The sequence below is a fragment of the Sphaerimonospora thailandensis genome (genome assembly GCF_016863115.1).
Classification (GTDB): Bacteria; Actinomycetota; Actinomycetes; order Streptosporangiales; family Streptosporangiaceae; genus Sphaerimonospora; species Sphaerimonospora cavernae.
Window position 1 is genome coordinate 40,885 of record NZ_BOOG01000010.1, and the last position, 18,643, is coordinate 59,527.

Below are 18,643 nucleotides of genomic sequence, written 5' to 3' on the forward strand. Positions count from 1 at the left end.
TCGACCGTGACCTTTATGTTTGTGTTTCTTGTTGAATCTAAATTCAGGAGATCATGTGGAACCGTCCCGCTGGCCGCACGTCGCGGAGGCATCCGACGGGACGCTCACGCTGGTGGCGGCCGAGGGCGTCACCTCGTCGGTCGTGCGCGCCCTGGCGGACGGCGCCGCCCCGCCACCGCCTTTCTCCGTACGCTCGTTCGCGCCGCTGCCGGCCGCCTCGTACGAGGAGCGCCCGATCACGGTCGACCAGACCAACCACTCGGTGATCGTGGGCGAGAGCGTGGTGGTCAAGTGGTTCCCCCGGCCCGTCCGCGGCCCGCATCCGGCTCTCGGCCCGCTCGCCCATCTCGCCGACTTCGCCCGTACGGCCCGGCCGTACGCCGCGATCTTCTGGGAGGACGCGCCGGTCGCCCTGGTGACCGCTTACCTGCCGGACGCGCGGGACGGCTGGGAGTGGTGCGTGGACGAGGCGGTCCGCGGGGGCATGGAGTTCGCGGCCGAGATCGGCCGGCTCGCCGCCGAGTTGCACCTGGCGATGGCGACGCCGTCGCGGACCTTCCCCGATCCCGTACGGCTCCCGCCGGCCGAGGCCGTACCGGTGGTCTATGGGAAGAGGGCGGAGGAGGCGCTGGATGCGGCGCTCGCGCTGACGGCCAGTGAGAATGTGGCGGACAGCGCGGACGGCGCCTGGCTGGCCGCCCGAGCCGCGGTGCTGCGCGGCGAGCTCGTCCCGCTCGCCCTGCCGGTCCGTACGCCCCTGATCCGCATCCACGGGGACCTGCACGTGGGCCAGATCCTGCGGTGGCGAGGCGGTTACGCCGTGGTCGACTTCGACGGCAATCCGACGGTGGCGGCGGACGACGCCGAGGCGTTCCAGCCCGCGGCGCGCGACCTGGCGCAGCTCGCCACGAGCCTCGATCACGTCGGTCAGGTCGCGATCAGGCGCAGGACAGTCGATCCCGCCGAGGTTGCGAGATGGGTGACGATCACCCGATCCGAGCTGGTCGGCGCGTACACGGCGGCGCTCGACGAGGCCGGCCGGGCGGAGCTGCTGGACCGGTCGCTGCTGCGGCCGTTCGAGATCGAACAGGAGTGCCGTGAGCTGATCTACGCGGCGCGGCACCTGCCACGCTGGCGGTATGCCCCCATGGGCGTGCTGCGCTCATGGTTTACATGATCACAAAAGCCGTTTGGGCACGCCGACACATGAGCGTGCGAGTTCCTTCAAGATCGCGAGAAGAGGGAGAGGGTGGCGGTGGACGCCGGGCTCTATCGGGCGGATCTCGAGGCCAAGCCGGAGGCGCTGGGGGCGCTGGCCGACCGACTCGAACGGTGTGACCCGTTCGAGAACCTGCCCGAGGATTTCGATCGGATCGTCTTCCTCGGCATGGGCAGTTCCCGGTACGCCGCGGGTGTGGCCGCGCAGCGGCTCCGGGCGGCCGGGATCGACGCGATCGCCGAATACGCCTCCGCCTCGCTCGGCACGCCACCGGGCCCCCGGACCGTGGCCGTGGCCATCTCGGCGACCGGCGGCAGCCGGGAGACGCTCGACGCGCTGGCCCGCCACACCGGCGAGTCGTTCGTCGTGGCGATGACGAACGCGCCCGGGTCCCCGGTCACCGACGGCGCCGACCTCGTGGTGCCGATGGCCGCCGGGGAGGAGCGCGGCGGCGTGGCCTGCCGCACGTTCCAGCACACGCTGGCCCTCCTGCTCACGCTGGCGGCCCGCTTCCGGAGCGGCGAGAGCGGCGCCGGGCTCGTACGGCGGGCCGCCGAGGCGACGGCCGACCTGCTCGACCGGCGCGTCGAATGGCTGGCGGACGCCGGGGCGCTGCTGGACGGGCCGGACGGCGTCTACACGATCGCGCCGGCCGAGCGGCTGTCGTCGGCCGAGCAGTCCGCGCTCATGTTCCGCGAAGGTCCGCGCCGCCAGGCCGACGCCTGCGAGACCGGTGACTGGGCCCACGTGGACGTGTATCTGACCAAGACCCGCGACTACCGGGCGCTCGTGTTCCCCGGCTCGCCCTACGACGAGCAGGCCATGGACTGGATCAGGCGGCGCGGCTCCACCGTGCTCACGATCGGAGGCGATCTCGCCGGTCAGGCGGGCTCGATCCGCTACCGGCACGACACCGATCCCGACGTGGCGCTGCTCACCGAGACCCTGGTGGCCGAGCTCGTCGCCGCCATATGGTGGGCGCGCGGATAGCTCGATCCGTCTGACGCAGGATCCAGCGAGCGGCCCGCTGGATCAGCGTCCGCTGGGCGAGGCCAACATTTTCCACAAGTAGCGATCGGGAGCGTTCGTGGACGAGCGTCTTGAGAGGGCGATACGGGCCGTACGACGCGATGGGACGGGCTTGAGCCGACGTTCGACAAATCAGCAAGCGACTGGATGATGTGCCGCTAGTCTCGTCGGCATGCTACCGGGAACCGTTCCACGTCTGGCCGAGCCGCGGCTCGAACTCCTTGCGGGAGGGCTCCGGGTCGTCATCGTCAACGGCCCCCGCCAGGGCGGCAAAAGCACACTGCTCCAGGCCTACCACAGGGAACACGGCGGCGAGTACCTGTCGCTCGATGACGAGGAGACGCTGCGCGCCTCGCTGGACGATCCCATAGGGTTCCCCCGCTACCAGTCACGTCCCACACTGATCGACGAGGTGCAGCGCGGCGGCGACGCGCTGGTCCGCGGCATCAAACTGGTCGTCGATGAGACCAATCACCGTGGCCAGTTCATCTTGTCTGGCTCGTCGCGCTTCCTCACGGTTCCAAATCTGTCCGAGTCGCTCGCGGGCCGGGCGGGGTTCATCGAGTTGTGGCCGCTTGCCAGTGCTGAACTGCATGGCGGCCCGGCGGACTTCTGCGACCAGGTGTTCAAAGACCCGACCGCGCTGCTCGGCCGCTCCTCGGTCTGGCGGCGGGAGGACTATCTGCGTGCCATCACCCGGGGCGGCTTCCCCGAAGCCGTTGAGCTCGTCGATCCTCGACTGAGGAAAGCCTGGTACGACGGATACCTCGCCACCGTGACAACTCGCGACATCACGGATTTCGCGCAAATCCACCAGGTGAGCGCGCTGCCCACGCTCATGCGCCTGGTCGCCGCGAGATCCGGAGGTCCGTTCGTGCTCGCCGACGTCGCTCGTGGCGCCGGCCTGAGCCCCGCCACGGCCAAGACGTACGCGATCTATCTGGAGACCGTCTTCCAACTCGGACAGGTGCCCGCCTGGTCCACCAACCTCACCTCCAAAATCACCAAGTCTCCGCGGATGTTCGTGACGGACTCCGGCCTGGCCGCGCACCTGCTCAACGTGAGCGAGGACGCCCTGCTGCCTGCCGGGCATCCGGCCCTGGGCGGCCTGGTAGAGACCTTCGTCTACACCGAACTACTCAAACTGCGCACATTCAGCGAGACTCCCTTCGAGATCCACCATTACCGCGACCGGGACGGCCGGGAGATCGACTTCATCCTCGAAAGCTCCGATGGCCGCGTCGTCGGCCTCGAGGTCAAGGCCAGCAGTTCCCCCGGCAGCGAGGCGTCGAAGCATCTGCGCTGGTTGAAGGATCGACTGGGTGATCGGATGCTCGCCGGAGCCGTCCTGCATTTGGGAACCTTCGCCGGCTCCCACGGCGGCGGCATCTACTCCATGCCCGTCTCGTCCCTCTGGGGCCACGCCGGGCCCTGGCCAGGCTCCGGCACCTCGCGCTGATCAGTCATCTCGGGCGCCGGGGAGGGCGTCGGCGGAGGCGCGTCGTGGGGGCACGGGCGCCCTTTCGCCACCACGTCGGCAGAGGCCGTCGCGCCCCCCGGTGAGGTGGTGACCGTGGCGGTCCTGACATCCTCGAAACCGCACTCCGGCTGGTCGAAGGACACTTTGAACGACGTCGTGTAGTCCGTCGATCCGGACAGCTTCCTCGTCGCTTCACGCCGGACGGCGGCGGTTCGCCCCTTGTGCGTCAGCCGCTGCGTGAAGGTGATCGTGAGATCCACCGGGGCCGTCGTGCCTCTGGTCGTCACCCGTACGGTGGCCTCCGTGCCGTCCCAGGAGTCGATGGAGACGGACGGGCAGGGCGCACTCGTCACCTTCATCAGCCTGGTCCGGGTCCCGCCCGCCGCCTGCGGCATCGTCCTGGCCGTCACCCGCCGGAAGACGGTGGTGCCGCAGGCCGGTGGCGGGAAGCCGTACCGGACGGTCTGCGCGTAGGAGTTCGCACCACGCAGGGGGATGGTCCGGCGCGGGCCGGGGGCCAGCCGACGGGGGGAGGAACCCTCGGCGAACCGGACCATGAGCAGTGCTCGCCCGCTACTGGTGGTCTGCACGCCGATCGTCGCCGAATCGCCGTCGAACTCGGTTATGTCGAGCGCCGTCACCTTCATGGGTGGCGTCGTCGGCGCGGTGGACTGCTCATCAGCAGGCTCGACAGAAGGCTCGATGGTGGGGCCACCGGTCGGCCCGCGGGTCGTGTCGGGATCGATGGGCCACCCGAAGATCGGCTGTCCGGCCGCGGAACCGCGCTGCGCCATTTTGGCCGGGGCCAGTCGGGTGGGGGCCAGTCGGGTGCGGGCCATTTCGGTCGGGTGCGAGTCGGGCATCGCGCGGGGCGGCACAGGGGAGGGCGCGGACGGCCTGGGTGAGGACACGCCCGGGCCCGGCGACGGTTGCACGATTCGGCTGTGCGGCGGCGGGCTGAGTCTGTTCGGCTGGGTGAACATCCGGGCGGAGGGAATGCCCCGATCCGCCGCGACGATCGCCACGATCACCATCGCCGACAGCACGGCCGCGCCGATCGTGAACCGGGGTCCCGAGTGCATCTGCCGACCGGTGAGCATGGCCCGGCCGGGCGGCCTGCGCCGGAACAACCTACGGCGGAACGGCCTCCGGGTGGGTGGCGTCCGGGCGAGCATGGTGCGACCGAGGGAGGTCCGGGCGATCGAGGTGCTCACCTCGATCGGCTCGGCGGGGGTCGCCAGTGGGAACGTCAGCGCCAGCAGGGTGGCCAGTTCGGCGAGGCGGCGGCGGCCGCGCCGCTCCCAGTCGGGTCCGTACGCCCCGGCCGCCGCGGCCTCCAGTTCGGTGAGGAACGCCCGGGCGCCGGCCGGCCGGTCGGCCGGGTTCTTGGCCAGTCCCCGCGCCATGAGGCGGCGTACCGGGGCCGGCGCGTCGACGACCGGGATCGGCGCGCTCCGGTGCTGGTGCCGCAGCGCTGTCGGGTGCTCGGCCCGGTACGGCTTGCGCCCGGTGAGGCATTCGAAGAACACGCAGGTGGCTGCGTAGACGTCGGCGGCCGGGCCGGAGGGTCCGCCGTCCCATTGCTCCGGCGCCATATAGGGCGGTGTCCCGGCGGGCGTACCGGGCTCTCCGCTCGGCGTGGCTATCCCGAAGTCCGAGAGCTTGCTGGTCCCGTCGGCCTGGACCAGCACGTTCTCCGGTTTGTAGTCCCGGTGCACGATGCCCGCGGCGTGTGCGGCCGCCAGGCCTTTGAGCGACCCCTTCAGCACCGCGAGTGCCGCCTCCGGGCCGGTAGGTCCGTGCTGGGCGAGGATCGCGCGCAGCGAGACTCCGTCGATGAGCTCCATGACGATCGCCGCGCCGTCGCGGGCCTCGACGTATTCGTAGAGCCGCACGATGGCGGGGTCGTCGAGCTCCACCATGATCCGGGCTTCCTGACGGAGCCCGGCCAGAAACAGGGGGTCGCCCCTCAGCTCGTCACGCAGATACTTGACGGCGACATAGGCCCCGGTGGCGGTATAGGTCGCGAGCACCACCCTGCCGGTGCCGCCCGTCCCGAGCTCGCGCACTTCCCGGTATCCCGGGACCGACCAGGCGTCCATGACCCCGCCCCCTCGGATAGCCCCTGAACCAAGGTCCCATCCGAAAGGCCGACTGTCACCGGAGCATTAGTGTCACTCGCAGGTTGTACTCCCGTCCCTGCCCGTTGCGGCGCTTCGTCCACCCAGGATCCTGGCGTCGGCGGCCTTCCGGAATGAGGTGATGGCCGCACTCCGGTTCCGGAACGGGATAGCGGTTTCTGGCCTTTACGGTGGGTCGCGGTCCGGTCACACTTGGAACGTTCGATTGTCAGGCAACGGAGCAGGAGGGAGTACGACATGGTTCCAGGCTGCGGACAGTGCTCGTGTAGCTTGGAGGAACGGCCCCCGCGATGGCAGATCACCATCGAGACGTAAGAAAACGGCCCGGTCGAACCGGGCCGTTCCCCACATCTCACCCGGGACGTGTTCAGAACAGGACCGACATGAAGGTGTCGACGTCCCGGAAGCCGACCTTCCGGTAGGCGGCCCGGGCGGGCAGGTTGTAGTCGTTGACATAAAGGGTGACGAGCGGGGCGAAGTAACTCATCGCCTGCTCCACGACGGCCGCCATGCCGGACACCGCGTGACCGCGCCCCCTGAGTTCGGGATCCACCCACACACCCTGGACCTGGCAGGCCTGTGGGGTGACCGCGCCGATCTCCGCTTTGAACACCACCCGGCCGTCCTCGATCCTGGCGTAGGACCGGCCGATGCGGATCAGTTCGGCGACCCTCGACCGGTAGAGCGCGCCGCCGTCCCCGCTGTCCGGGGAGATGCCGACCTCCTCGGTGAACATCGCCACGCAGGCCGGCAGCAGGACGCCGAACTGTTCGGGGCGGACCCTCCGTACGAGCGGGTCCGGCTCGACGTGCGGCAGCGACCTGGTCACCATGACCGGCTGCGACCTTCTGATCGCGCGGGCCGGGCCCCAGTGCGGCTCCAGCCGCTCCCATAGCCGCTCGACCGCCTCCGCAGGACCGACGATCGACGAGCAGCGCCGTCCCTGCCTGCGCGCGCGGTCGGCGAACGCGTGCAGAGCCTCGGGTGTGGCGTTGACGGGGACCAGGTTGGCTCCGGCATAGCACAGGGACACAAGCCCGCCGCGCGGGCCGAACCCCCACATCTGACCGCCGAGCCGCGAGGTGTTGAGCCCCACGGCCCTGACCCGGGAGGCGACGAATACGTTGGCGACCGGGTCCGTGTCGAGGAGCGCCAGCACCTCGTCGCGATCGCTGTCGTCGAGCACGCGCGACGCCGATGTACGCAGCATCACGGGCCAAGCCTACGCGACCATGTTGTTTTTGGAAGTCGGGGACTGTTTGCGAGGCGCCGTCCGCCCCGCAGCGGGAGATGACTCGTGAAGCCCTCCCTAACGGCGTGCCGACCGCACCAGGTCGTGCCTCGGTGTCCTGAGCAGGTCCCGGTGATCCCGTACGGCCCCCGGCGCCGCTTTGCGTGCCGCCGCTTTGCCTGCCGCCGATTTCCGTGCCGTCGGCCGTGGGCCGGGCTGGGCAGGGCAGGTCGCGTCGGCGCCGCGTACGCCCCGGCGCTGCGGCAGCAGGGCCGCGTCCCGCAGATATGCGGCGAGTTGCCGGTCGACGCAGGGGTTCCCGGCCAGCGACACACCATGGTTGCCCCCGCCCACCTCGGTGAGCAGCCGGGCCGTCGGGAAGCGGCCGCGCATGCGCAGGGCGCCCGCGTACGGCGTGGCCGCGTCACGCTCGGCCTGAATCAGCAGCACCGGCGGCAGTCGGTCGGCCCCGATCTTCACCGGGGTGCCGCCGCGCACCGGCCAGAAGGCGCAGGGCGCGTTGTAGACGGCGTTCTGCCAGGCCATGAACGGTGCCTTCGCGTGCATCTTCACCGTGTCCGCGTGCCAGCGGGACCAGTCACGCGGCCAGGCCGCGTCGCGGCACTCGACTCCCAGATAGACGGCATAGGAGTTCTCCTCCTCGGCGTCCACCTCGGCCTGGTCGTGGAAGAGTTTGACAAGGCCGGTCGTGTCCCCCCTGCGCACGTAGGCGGAGAACGCTTCGGCGAGAGCCGGCCAGAGCAGGTTCGAGTAGCCGCCCGAGGTGTAGATGTCGTCCAGTTCGCTGGGGCCGACGATCCCCCCGGCCGGCCGCTCCCGCAGGCGTGACCGCATCGAGGACCACGCGAACTCCACCGCCCTTTCGGTACGGCCCAGCCGGTAGGCGTCGTGGTGCTCCGCCATCCAGGCCAGGAAGTCGCGCTGGCGGCGATCGAAGCTGCGGTCCTGGGCGAGGTTCACGTCGTACCAGACGCCCTCGGGGTCGACCACGCTGTCCAGCACGAGCCGGCGTACCCGCTTGGGGAACAACGTGGCGTAGACGGCACCGAGATAGGTGCCGTACGAGTAGCCCAGGTAGCTGATCTTCTCCTCGCCCAGGGCCGCGCGGATCATGTCCATGTCCCGCGCCGTGTTCTCGGTCGTGAGGTACGGCAGGAACCACGACCAACGGTTGCCGCACGCCTCGGCGTACTGCCTGGCCCGGGCGACCAGCACGTCCTCCTCGGCCTTGCCGCGCGGCACGTTGTCCGGGCGCGGCGGGGCGTAGTAGTGCTTGGGATTCACGCAGGCGATGGCCGGCCGGCTGGCGCCGACTCCGCGCGGGTCGAACCCGATCACGTCGAACCTCGTGGCGATGTCCCGGGGCAGCTGGGACGCGACGAACCTGGCCAGCTCCAACCCCGAGCCGCCCGGACCCCCGGGATTGACCAGCAGCGAGCCGAGGTGGTTGCCGTCCCTGGAGACCGAGCCCCTGATCCGGTTCAACGCGATCGTTATCTGCTGGCCGTACGGCTCGGCGTAGTCGAGCGGCACCCGGACCGTCCCGCACTCCTCGCCCTGCGCCCGGTTCCTGCTCTGCTTGGCGGGCAGCACAGGGCCGAGAGCGGCGCCGAGCTTCGACGACAGTCCCGAACGCTCACAGGGACCCCAGGTGATCCCCTGCCGTCCCCGCCAGGGCGCCGGGTGGGACGCGTCCGGGAGAGCCCGCGCTCCGGCGGCGCCGATCGCCCAGACAGGGCCTACCGGGCCGACCGGCCCGACCAATCCGGTGACCAGCACCGTCACACCCGCGAACACTCCGACGACCCGCTTCACCGGCCACGCTCCCTCTGCTCTCAAACGGCAGAGGACAGCTTCCCGGACGTGATCGCAGGGCTACCGCCCACACTACCCGATCATTACCATTCCGTAGTCACTCTATTGCGCCATGTAATGGAGTGGCCGGCATACGACGATCAGTGGACCACGACCTCGGGGCCGGGCTCGTCGTCGAGGTCCACATCCACACCCATGGCCTCGGCGAGGCGCAGGGCCTCCTCGATGAGGGTCTCCACGATCTGCGACTCGGGCACGGTCTTGATGACCTCACCCTTGACGAAGATCTGGCCCTTGCCGTTGCCGGAGGCGACGCCGAGGTCGGCCTCGCGCGCCTCTCCCGGGCCGTTGACGACGCAGCCCATCACCGCGACGCGCAGCGGGACGTTCAGCCCCTCCAGCCCCGCCTGCACCTGTTCGGCGAGGGTGTAGACGTCCACCTGGGCCCGGCCGCAGGACGGACAGGAGACGATCTCCAGGCCACGCTCGCGCAGGCCCAGCGACTCCAGGATCTGGGTGCCGACCTTGACCTCCTCGACCGGCGGCGCGGACAGCGAGACCCGGATCGTGTCGCCGATGCCCTCGGCCAGCAGCGCGCCGAACGCGACGGCCGACTTGATCGTGCCCTGGAACGCGGGACCGGCCTCGGTGACGCCGAGGTGCAGCGGATAGTCGCACCGCTCGGCGAGCAGGCGGTACGCCTGGATCATCACGACGGGGTCGTTGTGCTTCACCGAGATCTTGATGTCGCGGAAGTCATGCTCCTCGAACAGTGAGCACTCCCACAGCGCCGACTCGACCAGGGCCTCGGGTGTGGCCTTGCCATACTTGCGGAGCAGGCGCGGGTCGAGCGAGCCCGCGTTGACGCCGATGCGGATCGGCACCCCGGCGGCCGAGGCGGCCTTGGCGATCTCGCCGACCTTGTCGTCGAACTTCTTGATGTTGCCCGGGTTCACCCGTACGGCCGCGCACCCGGCGTCGATGGCGGCGAACACGTACTTCGGCTGGAAGTGGATGTCGGCGATCACCGGGATCTGGGACTTCTTCGCGATGGCCGCAAGCGCGTCGGCGTCGTCCTGCGACGGTACGGCCACCCGCACGATCTGGCAGCCGGCCGCGGTGAGCTCGGCGATCTGCTGAAGTGTCGCGTTGACGTCGGAGGTCGGCGTGGTGGTCATCGACTGCACCGAAACGGGAGCGTTCCCGCCCACCGCGACCGGGCCGACCATGATCTGGCGCGATGCCCGCCGCTTGGCGATCGGCTGGGTCCGGACGGTGGGAATCCCGAGATCAACTGACATTTCAGCACCTTGTGTGTTGGCGAGCCCGGCGAGCCGATGTGCCGGCGGTCCCAGTCTAGGGATGTCCGGCGATGGCGGGGCGTCCGCGATTCACCTCCGCCACCCTCCGTTGACCGGTGGCTCCAACGCCCGGGTCAATGTGTCACGCCCGCTGGGCGGCCTGGAACAGGTCCCTGGCCGCCGCGCCGAAATAGGGGCCGTACATCGTGCGGTGGTCGTTGCTGTACTTGAAGCTGCTCACCGAGGTGAGCGTGCCGCGGCCGGTGGCCGGGTCGAAGCCGCTGAGCCAGGGCCCGCCGCTCGCCCCGGCCGTGAGATCGCAGCGCAGCCCCTGATCGCGGGTCTGCCCCTGGGGATCCGCGCGGACCACACCCGCGCAGTACAGCAGGTGCTCCCCGTTGTAGGGCGGGTCGGCCGGGAAGCCGAACCCGTAGGTGCGCAGCCCCCGCCGGGCGTTGAAGCCGATCTCCTGGCCGCCCACGGCGTCGCCGAGGTGGCGGCCGTTCGCCGTGGTCACCGCCACCATGCCCAGGTCGTAGTCGTCGTTCCCGCCACGGGCCCACGGCCCGGCGACGAACATCCGCCGGGCGGTGTAGGCGCCGTACGGTCTCCGTCCGGCACGGTAGCCGGGGACGAACGTCCAGTTCTCCGCCCAGGACCCCGAGCCGTTCTTCACACAGTGTCCGGCCGTGACCACCACGTCCTTGTTCGCACTGCGTACGGCACTGGCCGAGCAGACGAAGTCGACGCCGTCCATGGTCAGGAACACCCGGCCGGTGGTCCTTGTCACCGCACCGCCCGCGTTCCACTTCGACCCGCTCGTCCTGGCCTGCGGCAGGCCGGGTCGGCGTGCCAGTCCGGCCTGCCGTACGCGCCGGGGCCCGGTGGAAGCGGCGTCGGGAGACGGGGAGGGAGACGGGGAGGGAGACGGGGAGGGAGACGGGGAGGGAGACGGGGAGGGAGATGGGGGAGGCACGGGGGAGGCCACGGCGGCCGGAAGGATGCCGGCGGTCGCCATTTCCACCCGCTTGACCGTGGACAGCAGGTCTATGGGGAGCGCCCGCTCCATCCGCTCCGGCGTCCAGTAGGTGCCCAGGGCCGAGGCGGTCACGTGATCCACGATGTCGGAGGCGGCGGCCGGAGATGGCGCGGCGGACATGGTGACGACCCCGGGCTGCGGGACTCCCGTGAGTCCGGTGACGAGGGCGGCGAGGGCGAGCAGGGGGAGACAGGGAGTCATGGAACCCGAGTTTGGACCACGATCTGTCGTCTCGTGGCTACTTTCAGTGAATCCGATGGCGGATGCGTGCCGGTCCACCGAGCGCTCCTCCTCGGAGACAATGAGGCTATGACCACAGATCGCCGTCAGCCGGCCGAGTCGCCCCCGGGTTCACCACCCCCGTCACCGCCCGGGCGGGAACGCTCGATCGTGGTGCTCGGGTCGACCGGGTCCATCGGCACCCAGGCGCTCGACGTCGTCGAACGCGCGTCCGGGCGCTTCCGGGTGGCCGCCCTGGCGGCCGGGGGCGGTCGCGTCGACCTGCTGGCCGGTCAGGCCGCCAGGTTCGGGGTGGAGGCGGTCGCCGTCGCCGACGCGGCAGCCGTACCGGCGCTCCGGGAGGCCCTCGCCGCACGCGGCGCACGGCCGAGGATCCTGGCCGGGCCGGAGGGCGTCGCCGAGCTCGCCGCCCTCCCCTGTGACATGGTGCTGAACGGGATCACCGGCGCGCTCGGATTGACCTCCACCCTGGCGGCCCTGGAGGCGGGCCGGGTGCTCGCGCTGGCCAACAAGGAGTCCCTGATCGTCGGCGGACCGCTGGTGAAGCGACTGGCCGCGCCGGGGCAACTGCTCCCGGTGGACTCCGAGCACTCCGCACTCGCCCAGTGCCTGTGGGCCGCCGGGCCGTCCGGAGCCGACGCCCGGGCCGTACGCCGCCTGGTCGTGACGGCGAGCGGCGGCCCGTTCCGGGGGAGGCACCGAGCGGAGTTGGGGGACGTCACGCCCGAGATGGCGCTCAACCACCCGACGTGGAACATGGGCCCCGTGATCACGGTGAACTCCGCCACCCTGGTCAACAAGGGCCTGGAGGTGATCGAGGCACACCTGCTCTTCGACATCGGCTTCGACCGGATCGACGTGGTGGTGCACCCGCAGTCGGTGATCCACTCGATGGTCGAGTTCACCGACGGTTCCACGGTCGCCCAGGCGAGCCCGCCCGACATGCGGCTGCCGATATCCCTCGCGCTGGGATTCCCCGAGCGCGTTCCGGGCGCGGCGTCGGCCGTGGACTGGACCGCCGCGCACACCTGGACGTTCGAGCCGCTCGACGACGAGGCGTTCCCGGCCGTCGCGCTGGCCCGCCATGTCGGCGCCCAGGGTGGTACGGCTCCCGCCGTCTACAACGCGGCCAACGAGGTGTGCGTGGAGGCGTTCCTCAAGGGCGGCCTGCCGTTCCTCGGCATCATGGACACCGTGGAGCGGGTGGTCGCCGAACACGCGCCGGGACCGGCCTCATCGGTCGAGGAGGTGCTGGCCGCCGACGCGTGGGCCCGTACCCGCGCCGCCGAACTGACCGGGTGAGCCGAGCTCACCAGGTGAGGAACGGCCGACCGGGTTGCCGCCCCGGTCGGCCGAGTCATGTGATCAGAGGGTGAGGCCGGTGAGGACCATGACCTTCTCGTAGGTCAGGTCCGCCATGGCCGACCGCAGGCCCTCTCGGCCGACGCCGGACTCCTTGACACCGCCGTAGGGCATCTGGTCGGCCCGGTACGACGGCACGTCGCCGATGATGACGCCGCCGACCTCGAGTTCCCGGTTGGCCCGGAAGGCGATGTCGAGGCTGCGGGTGAACACCCCGGCCTGCAGGCCGTACCTCGAGTCGTTGACCGCGGCGAACGCCTCGTCGACGGAACCGGCCCGATGCAGGATCATGACGGGACCGAAGATCTCCTCGCACGAGACCTTCGTGTCGGCCGGCACGTCGGCGAGCACGGTCGGGGCGATGGTCGCGCCGTCGCGGGTGCCGCCGATGAGGACGCGCGCACCCGCCGCGACGGCCTCCTTGATCCAGCTCTCCACCCGGACCGCGGCCTCCTCGCTGACGAGTGGGCCGACCTGGGTCTTCTCGTCGGCCGGGTCCCCGGTGACGAGCGCGCCGACGGCCTTGACCAGCTTCTCGGTGAACTCGTCGCCGACCGCGTCCTCCACGATCACGCGCTGCACGGCGATGCAGCTCTGACCGGCCTGGTAGTTGGAGAACAGCGCGATCCGGCCGGCGGCCCAGTCAAGGTCGGCGTCGGCCAGCACCACGGCCGCCGCGTTGCCGCCGAGCTCGAGCGTGACGTGCTTGCGCGGCACCTGGTCCAGGATCGCGTACCCGACCGGCCCGGAACCCGTGAACGAGACGACGGGCAGCCGGGGATCCTCGACGAGCGCGCCGGCCCGCTCGTTCGGCACCGGCAGGACGGAGAACATGCCCTCCGGCAGGTCGGTCTCGGCCAGGATCTCGCCGAGCACCAGCGCGGACAGGGGGGTCTTGGGGGCGGGCTTCACGATGATCGGGGCGCCGACGGCGATGGCCGGGGCCACCTTGTGCGCCACCAGGTTGAGCGGGAAGTTGAACGGCGTGATGGCCAGCACGGGCCCGTACGGCACCCGCGAGACGTAGGCGAGACGGCCCTGGGCGGCGGCCTCGGTGTCGAGCCGCTGAACCTCTCCGCTGAAGCGCCGGGTCTCCTCGGCGGCGAAGCGGAACGTGGACACGGCCCGGCCGACCTCTCCCCGCGCCCAGAAGACGGGCTTGCCGTTCTCGCCGCTGATCAGCTGGGCGAGCTCCTCCGTCCGCTCGGCGAGGCGGTGGGCGACATGGGCCAGCGCCTCCGCGCGAACATGCAGGGGCAGCGCGGCGGCCTGTCCGCGCACCGCGTCCGCCGCCGCCACCGCCTGCTCGACCTGCTCGGCGGTGGGGAACGAATACACCCCGACGACGCGCCGGTCGTGGGAGTTGGTCACGGTCCCTTCGGCGTCGCCCATGGCGGGACGACCGGCGAGCCAGAAGGGGCGAGGGTCGGTACTGCGTCGTTCGGGGTTGGGGCTCACGTCCATGCTTCTCACGCTATGCCACCCCGCCGACACCGGCGTTGCTCCATGCCGCACAATCGGAGGCGGGCGACACGCCGATGTGGACAAGATTTCGCCTGGTCACGAATGCGCGGCAATTTCAGGATGTTTTCCGTTTCAATGCGGTTTGAAAGACGAGCGGCATGGTTAAGTCATCTTCCGGGTCTGGTTTGTGAGACTCCCGATATGAGAAGGGCTCGTCGCTGATGGGTACGCCGGCGCCGCTCGGACTTCAGGGTGCCTACACGCGCGGCCACCGCAGCACATACGACGAGCTGCGCACGCGCCTGCTCGACGTCGCCGGCCGGCTGCTCGACTCCTCCGGGCCGGAGAGCCTCACCGTCCGCCGGATCGCCGCCGAGGCGGGCTGCTCGGCCCAGGTCATCTACACGATGTTCGGCAGCAACGAAGGACTCGCCGAAGCTCTGTATCTGGAGGGCTTCGAGCGCTTTCGACGCCGCCTTGAGGCAGTGCCGGACCGCCGCGACCCGCTGGAGCACCTCACCGCGCTGGGTCCGGCCTACCGGGACGCCGCGCTGTCCGAGCCGGGCTACTACAGTCTCATGTTCGAGCGGGCCATCCCCGGTTTCGTGCCGAGTGAGCGGGCCCGCACGCTCGCCCGGGCCGCGTTGAACATCGTCGACCGGGTGATCGCCGACTGCATCTCCGCCGGTTATCTGGTGCCGACGCAGCCACGACGGATCGCCGACGCGGTGTGGGCCGCCGCCCAGGGTGCGCTGAGCCTGGAACGTGCCGGTCATCTGGCCGACGGCAGGACGTACGAGACCATTACTACCGCCGCCATCCGCAGCTTCATGACCGATCCTGGTCCCACGCCGAGCCCCTGACACTGCCGAGCCACCGCACCCACCACCTGGGAGCTTGTCGAGGCGGGTGTCGATATTGCCGCGGATGCGTTCGGTGCACCAGGTCGGGCCGGCACATCGTGAGCTGCGCGCGGCGGCGCACCGAGCTGGTACCGATCAGGGACCCGGCGAGGCTTGGAGGCATGGGCTTGGGCCGGATGCGAATAGATCCCTGCGATGAGCTCTCAGAGTGGGCATGATGGTTGACAAGGATGTGCGGGGAGGTATCCATGCCGTTCGAGGCGCGGGAAATCGATCCAGCCGGGTCCTCCCGTGCACAACTCGGCGCGGAAATACGACGGCTGCGCACAGAACGGGGGCTCAGTCAGGCCGGACTGGGCCGACTCATCCACTGCAGCGCGGATCTGGTGCGGCGGGTGGAGACGACGGAGCGATTCCCGACACAGGACTTCCTTGTGGCCTGCGACAGGGCGCTGGATGCAGGTGGGTTACTGACAGCGCTTTGGCCGGCGCTGTCGGCCGAGCGGCGGCGTGGTGGGGCAACCACGGGGGCGGCGGTGCGGCTCGTCGCAGCCGAGTCCGACATGGCCGTTTCCGCCTGGCTGGCCGGGAGTGGGGCTGGAGCGGGGGCAGTCTCCGAAAGCCCCTCCCGCGATGGTGACGGCCTGTGGGTGACGGAGCAGGATCTGGCCGTTGCCGAAGGCATGCTGACGATGTTCCGGCAGTTGGATCACGCTCACGGCCCAGGGACGTTCGCGCCGCAGTTGGTCGCCTACACCGAGCGGGAGTTGGCGCTCCTGCTCTCCCGCCAAGCCGCTCATCCGGCCGTTGCGTGCGAGCTGGCACGGCTGGCGTCGCGGTTCTGGGAACTGGCGGGCTATCAGGCCGTCGATGCCGGCCAGCCGGGGACTGCCCAGCGGTACTACCAGCGGGCGTTACAACTGGCAGACGAAGCCGAAGACCGCTGTCTGGGCGGCTATCTGGTGGCGGTGAACCTGGGGCACTTGGCCTTGCACTGTGAGCATCCACACATCGCCATGCGGTGGGCGCAAGCCGCCGAGACGGCAGTGGGGACGGCCGCAAGTCCGTCGACACGGGCGGCGATTCTGGCGGTACAGGCCCGAGCCCAGGCGAGGATGGGCCGGGAGAGCGACAGCACCGGACTCCTGCTGCGAGCCGAAGCCCTGGTCAGCTCCGCTGAGGGCGTGGAAGAGCCGGAGTGGATCCGGTACTTCACTCGCGCCTACCTGGCCGATGAGATCGCGCATTGCCTGCACGACCTGGGCCGCCCGTCGGACACTCGCGTGGAGGCTGCCGACGCACTGAACGGAGTCGGTATTACGCATGTGCGCAGGCTCGCCATTGACACCGCGCTGGTGGCCACTTCGTGGCTGCGCTCGGAGGACGTCGAGCAGGCGTGCGCGGTGGCGCGGGACGCGGTCGGCTACGCCGCCCGTACCTCCTCCGGGCGCTGCGTGCAGCGGATTGCGGTCCTACTGACGGAACTGGCACCGCACGCTCGCCTCGCCTGTGTGGCTGACCTTTACGCCTACGTGGAGCAGGTGCTGTCAGCCGCCTTACTGGCCCAGCCGGTCACAGGCGACGCCTCAGCTGCGCGCTCATGAGGCGACGGTAGAAGGCCAGTTCAGCCTCCAAGGCGGCACGGCGGCTGCTCGGCTCGGACAGGTAGTGGCCCGCGCCATCGAGGAAGAGGGTCTCGTGGTCGGTGCCTGCCTCGCGCAGGGCCGCTGCGAGTTGGCGAACGTCGTCGGCCGGGGCGACGGTGTCGCCGGTGCCGTGGATCATCAGTACCGGCAGGTCGATGTCCTTGGCCTCGACCGCGCCCGCAGGGCCGGCGAGGGCGAGTGCGTGGGCGCGTTGGAAACGCGGGACACTGTTCGCCCATCGAGCTGGGTCGGTGATAGCCGAAACGGCGGTGACGCCAGCGAAGGGTGAGCCCGCACGTCGTGCGGCTTGGAGGGCGGTGTATCCGCCGGCGCTGGCTCCCGTTAGGAAGACGGCTCCGGCACGCGCCGTGCTTTCGTCGACCAGGGCGCGGGCGACATCCTGGCAGTCGTCGGCATCAAAGGTGCCCCAGTGGCCGTAAAGGGCCTGGCGGTAGGCGCGCCCCCGGCCGGTGCTGCCGCGGTAGTCGACGTCAGCGACTGCGAAGCCGTGACCCACGAAGTACTGGACAGTCAGGTCAAGGCGCTCAGTGGCGCTGTCGGTAGGGCCGGGGTGCGCGCGGACCAGCAGCGGGACCGGGCCTCGCGTCGCCTCGGCGGGGAGGTGCAGCAGGTAGTCGACGGGTGCTCCGGCTCGGGCCAGGACGCGGCGCTGCGGGGGCTTGGCGGCGCAAGGGGAGTCTTCGCCCACGAGTCGCGTCGCGGCGGCCGCGGTCCTGCCTGCGCCGGGGCTGATGAGCCAGACTGCCGGAGTGGTCACGGATTCGGCGGCGATGACGGCGAGTTGGTCGCCGAGGGACGCGGCGTACGGCTTTGCGGATGTGAGTTCGGGGCACAACTCCTTGAGTGTGCCGTCCGGCTCCCGCAGGACCAGTTGGGTGCGGGCGCCCTGACGCACCGTCAGTACCGTGCGCCCTCCAGTCAGGAATGCGTAGGACTGGTAGCCGGCCTCCCACGGTGCCGGGGCGCAGTCGCTGTTCATGGGCGCGAGAGCACGGACAGCCGCGTCGCGCCAGGCGTAGAGGTTCCACCATCCGGTGCGGTCGGAGATGAAGTACAGCGTGCCGTCCGGCCCCCAGACGGGCTGGACCACGGACTCGTCTGCGCCGCCCGCCAGCGGTTGGCTTGGTCCCAGCTCCCGGCCGGGGCGGTGTTCGGCCAGCAGGAGGCAGCTGGCGTCCCAGGGCATCCGGTCAGCGTCCCACTTGAGGTAGGCAAGGTGGCCGTTGTGTAAGCGGGGCGCGCCGAGGAAGCCTGGTGCGCGGACCAGGACCCGTTCGGCCCGGGTGCGGAGGTCCACCTCGACAATCGCGTCGCCGTCCTCGCCGCCGCGTACCGCAAGCAGGAAGTCTCCCGCTGCGAACAGGTCACCGTAGGCAGCGTCCGCGGTGCGGGGCGTCAGCACCAGTTCTGGCACGCCGCTGTCCGGGCCGACGATGTTCAGTGCCCCGTCGTTGCCCACGACCCAAATGCCGTGGCCGGTAGCCGCGAAGGCGCCGCCTCCATAGGCGTGGAGCCAGCCGCCGACCGAAAAGCGGGGGTCGGTCACGGCCTCTGGGCCAGTGGCGAGCGTCCAGCGCATCAGGCGGGTGGCGCCGGAATGGCGCGGGTCGCTTTGCAGCCACCACAACGCGCCTTGGGCGCAGGTCAGTCCGTCCACGGACACGAGTCGCTCGGCGACCCGCGCGGCATCGAGTGCGGAGTTCTCGCCCGTCATCCGTCACCTCCAGCCGTGGACGTCCGGCGCACGCCCGACCGTATCGCGATTCGTGAG

The 18,643-nt window shown here is 70.4% G+C and carries 13 protein-coding genes; 6 read left to right on the forward strand and 7 right to left on the reverse strand.

Annotation, left to right across the window (positions count from 1 at the left end):
- Positions 1 to 55: 55 nt before the first annotated feature.
- The 3 genes from Mth01_RS05045 to Mth01_RS05055 all read left to right on the forward strand — a co-directional run bounded on the left by Mth01_RS05045 (position 56) and on the right by Mth01_RS05055 (position 3,707).
- Positions 56 to 1,177 (forward strand): hypothetical protein, encoded by a 1,122-nt coding sequence (locus Mth01_RS05045; protein WP_204012033.1) that lies wholly within the window; start codon positions 56 to 58, stop codon positions 1,175 to 1,177.
- A 78-nt stretch (positions 1,178 to 1,255) separates the two neighbouring features.
- Positions 1,256 to 2,209, forward strand: a complete 954-nt coding sequence (locus Mth01_RS05050) for an SIS domain-containing protein (RefSeq protein WP_204012036.1) — start codon at positions 1,256 to 1,258, stop codon at positions 2,207 to 2,209.
- A gap of 211 nt (positions 2,210 to 2,420) precedes the next feature.
- A complete protein-coding gene (locus Mth01_RS05055; RefSeq protein WP_204012040.1) occupies positions 2,421 to 3,707 on the forward strand; it encodes an ATP-binding protein in 1,287 nt (428 codons plus the stop codon).
- Here Mth01_RS05055 and Mth01_RS05060 read toward each other — a convergent pair.
- From Mth01_RS05060 to Mth01_RS05080, 5 genes are all read right to left on the reverse strand, one after another.
- Positions 3,638 to 5,830, reverse strand: a complete 2,193-nt coding sequence (locus tag Mth01_RS05060; RefSeq protein ID WP_204012043.1) for a serine/threonine-protein kinase — start codon at positions 5,828 to 5,830, stop codon at positions 3,638 to 3,640. The genes Mth01_RS05055 and Mth01_RS05060 overlap by 70 nt on opposite strands.
- A gap of 406 nt (positions 5,831 to 6,236) precedes the next feature.
- A complete protein-coding gene (locus tag Mth01_RS05065; protein ID WP_204012134.1) occupies positions 6,237 to 7,079 on the reverse strand; it encodes a GNAT family N-acetyltransferase in 843 nt (280 codons plus the stop codon).
- Between the two features lie 99 nt (positions 7,080 to 7,178).
- The gene (locus Mth01_RS05070; RefSeq protein ID WP_239089369.1) at positions 7,179 to 8,936 is read right to left on the reverse strand and encodes an alpha/beta hydrolase; all 1,758 of its coding nucleotides are present in this window, start codon (positions 8,934 to 8,936) and stop codon (positions 7,179 to 7,181) included.
- Positions 8,937 to 9,076: 140 nt separating this feature from the next.
- The gene (ispG, locus tag Mth01_RS05075; protein ID WP_204012045.1) at positions 9,077 to 10,237 is read right to left on the reverse strand and encodes a flavodoxin-dependent (E)-4-hydroxy-3-methylbut-2-enyl-diphosphate synthase; all 1,161 of its coding nucleotides are present in this window, start codon (positions 10,235 to 10,237) and stop codon (positions 9,077 to 9,079) included.
- 142 nt (positions 10,238 to 10,379) lie between these two features.
- Positions 10,380 to 11,477, reverse strand: coding sequence for a trypsin-like serine peptidase (locus Mth01_RS05080; protein ID WP_239089370.1), 1,098 nt, complete (start codon positions 11,475 to 11,477; stop codon positions 10,380 to 10,382).
- Between the two features lie 189 nt (positions 11,478 to 11,666).
- On the opposite strand from Mth01_RS05080, the gene dxr reads away from it, so the two are divergent.
- Positions 11,667 to 12,818, forward strand: a complete 1,152-nt coding sequence (gene dxr / locus Mth01_RS05085) for a 1-deoxy-D-xylulose-5-phosphate reductoisomerase (RefSeq protein WP_239089374.1) — start codon at positions 11,667 to 11,669, stop codon at positions 12,816 to 12,818.
- Positions 12,819 to 12,881: 63 nt separating this feature from the next.
- Here the strand turns inward: dxr and Mth01_RS05090 are convergent, their stop codons facing one another.
- A complete protein-coding gene (locus tag Mth01_RS05090; protein WP_204012052.1) occupies positions 12,882 to 14,342 on the reverse strand; it encodes an aldehyde dehydrogenase family protein in 1,461 nt (486 codons plus the stop codon).
- A 221-nt stretch (positions 14,343 to 14,563) separates the two neighbouring features.
- Between Mth01_RS05090 and Mth01_RS05095 the strand changes: the two genes are divergently transcribed.
- Both Mth01_RS05095 and Mth01_RS05100 read left to right on the forward strand, forming a co-directional pair.
- Positions 14,564 to 15,205, forward strand: coding sequence for a TetR/AcrR family transcriptional regulator (locus tag Mth01_RS05095; protein WP_204012055.1), 642 nt, complete (start codon positions 14,564 to 14,566; stop codon positions 15,203 to 15,205).
- Between the two features lie 248 nt (positions 15,206 to 15,453).
- Entirely contained in the window at positions 15,454 to 16,809 is a 1,356-nt protein-coding gene (locus tag Mth01_RS05100) for a helix-turn-helix domain-containing protein (protein ID WP_204012058.1), read from the forward strand.
- Here Mth01_RS05100 and Mth01_RS05105 read toward each other — a convergent pair.
- Positions 16,778 to 18,586, reverse strand: coding sequence for a S9 family peptidase (locus Mth01_RS05105; RefSeq protein ID WP_204012061.1), 1,809 nt, complete (start codon positions 18,584 to 18,586; stop codon positions 16,778 to 16,780). The two genes, Mth01_RS05100 and Mth01_RS05105, sit on opposite strands and share 32 nt — an antisense overlap.
- Positions 18,587 to 18,643: the final 57 nt, after the last annotated feature.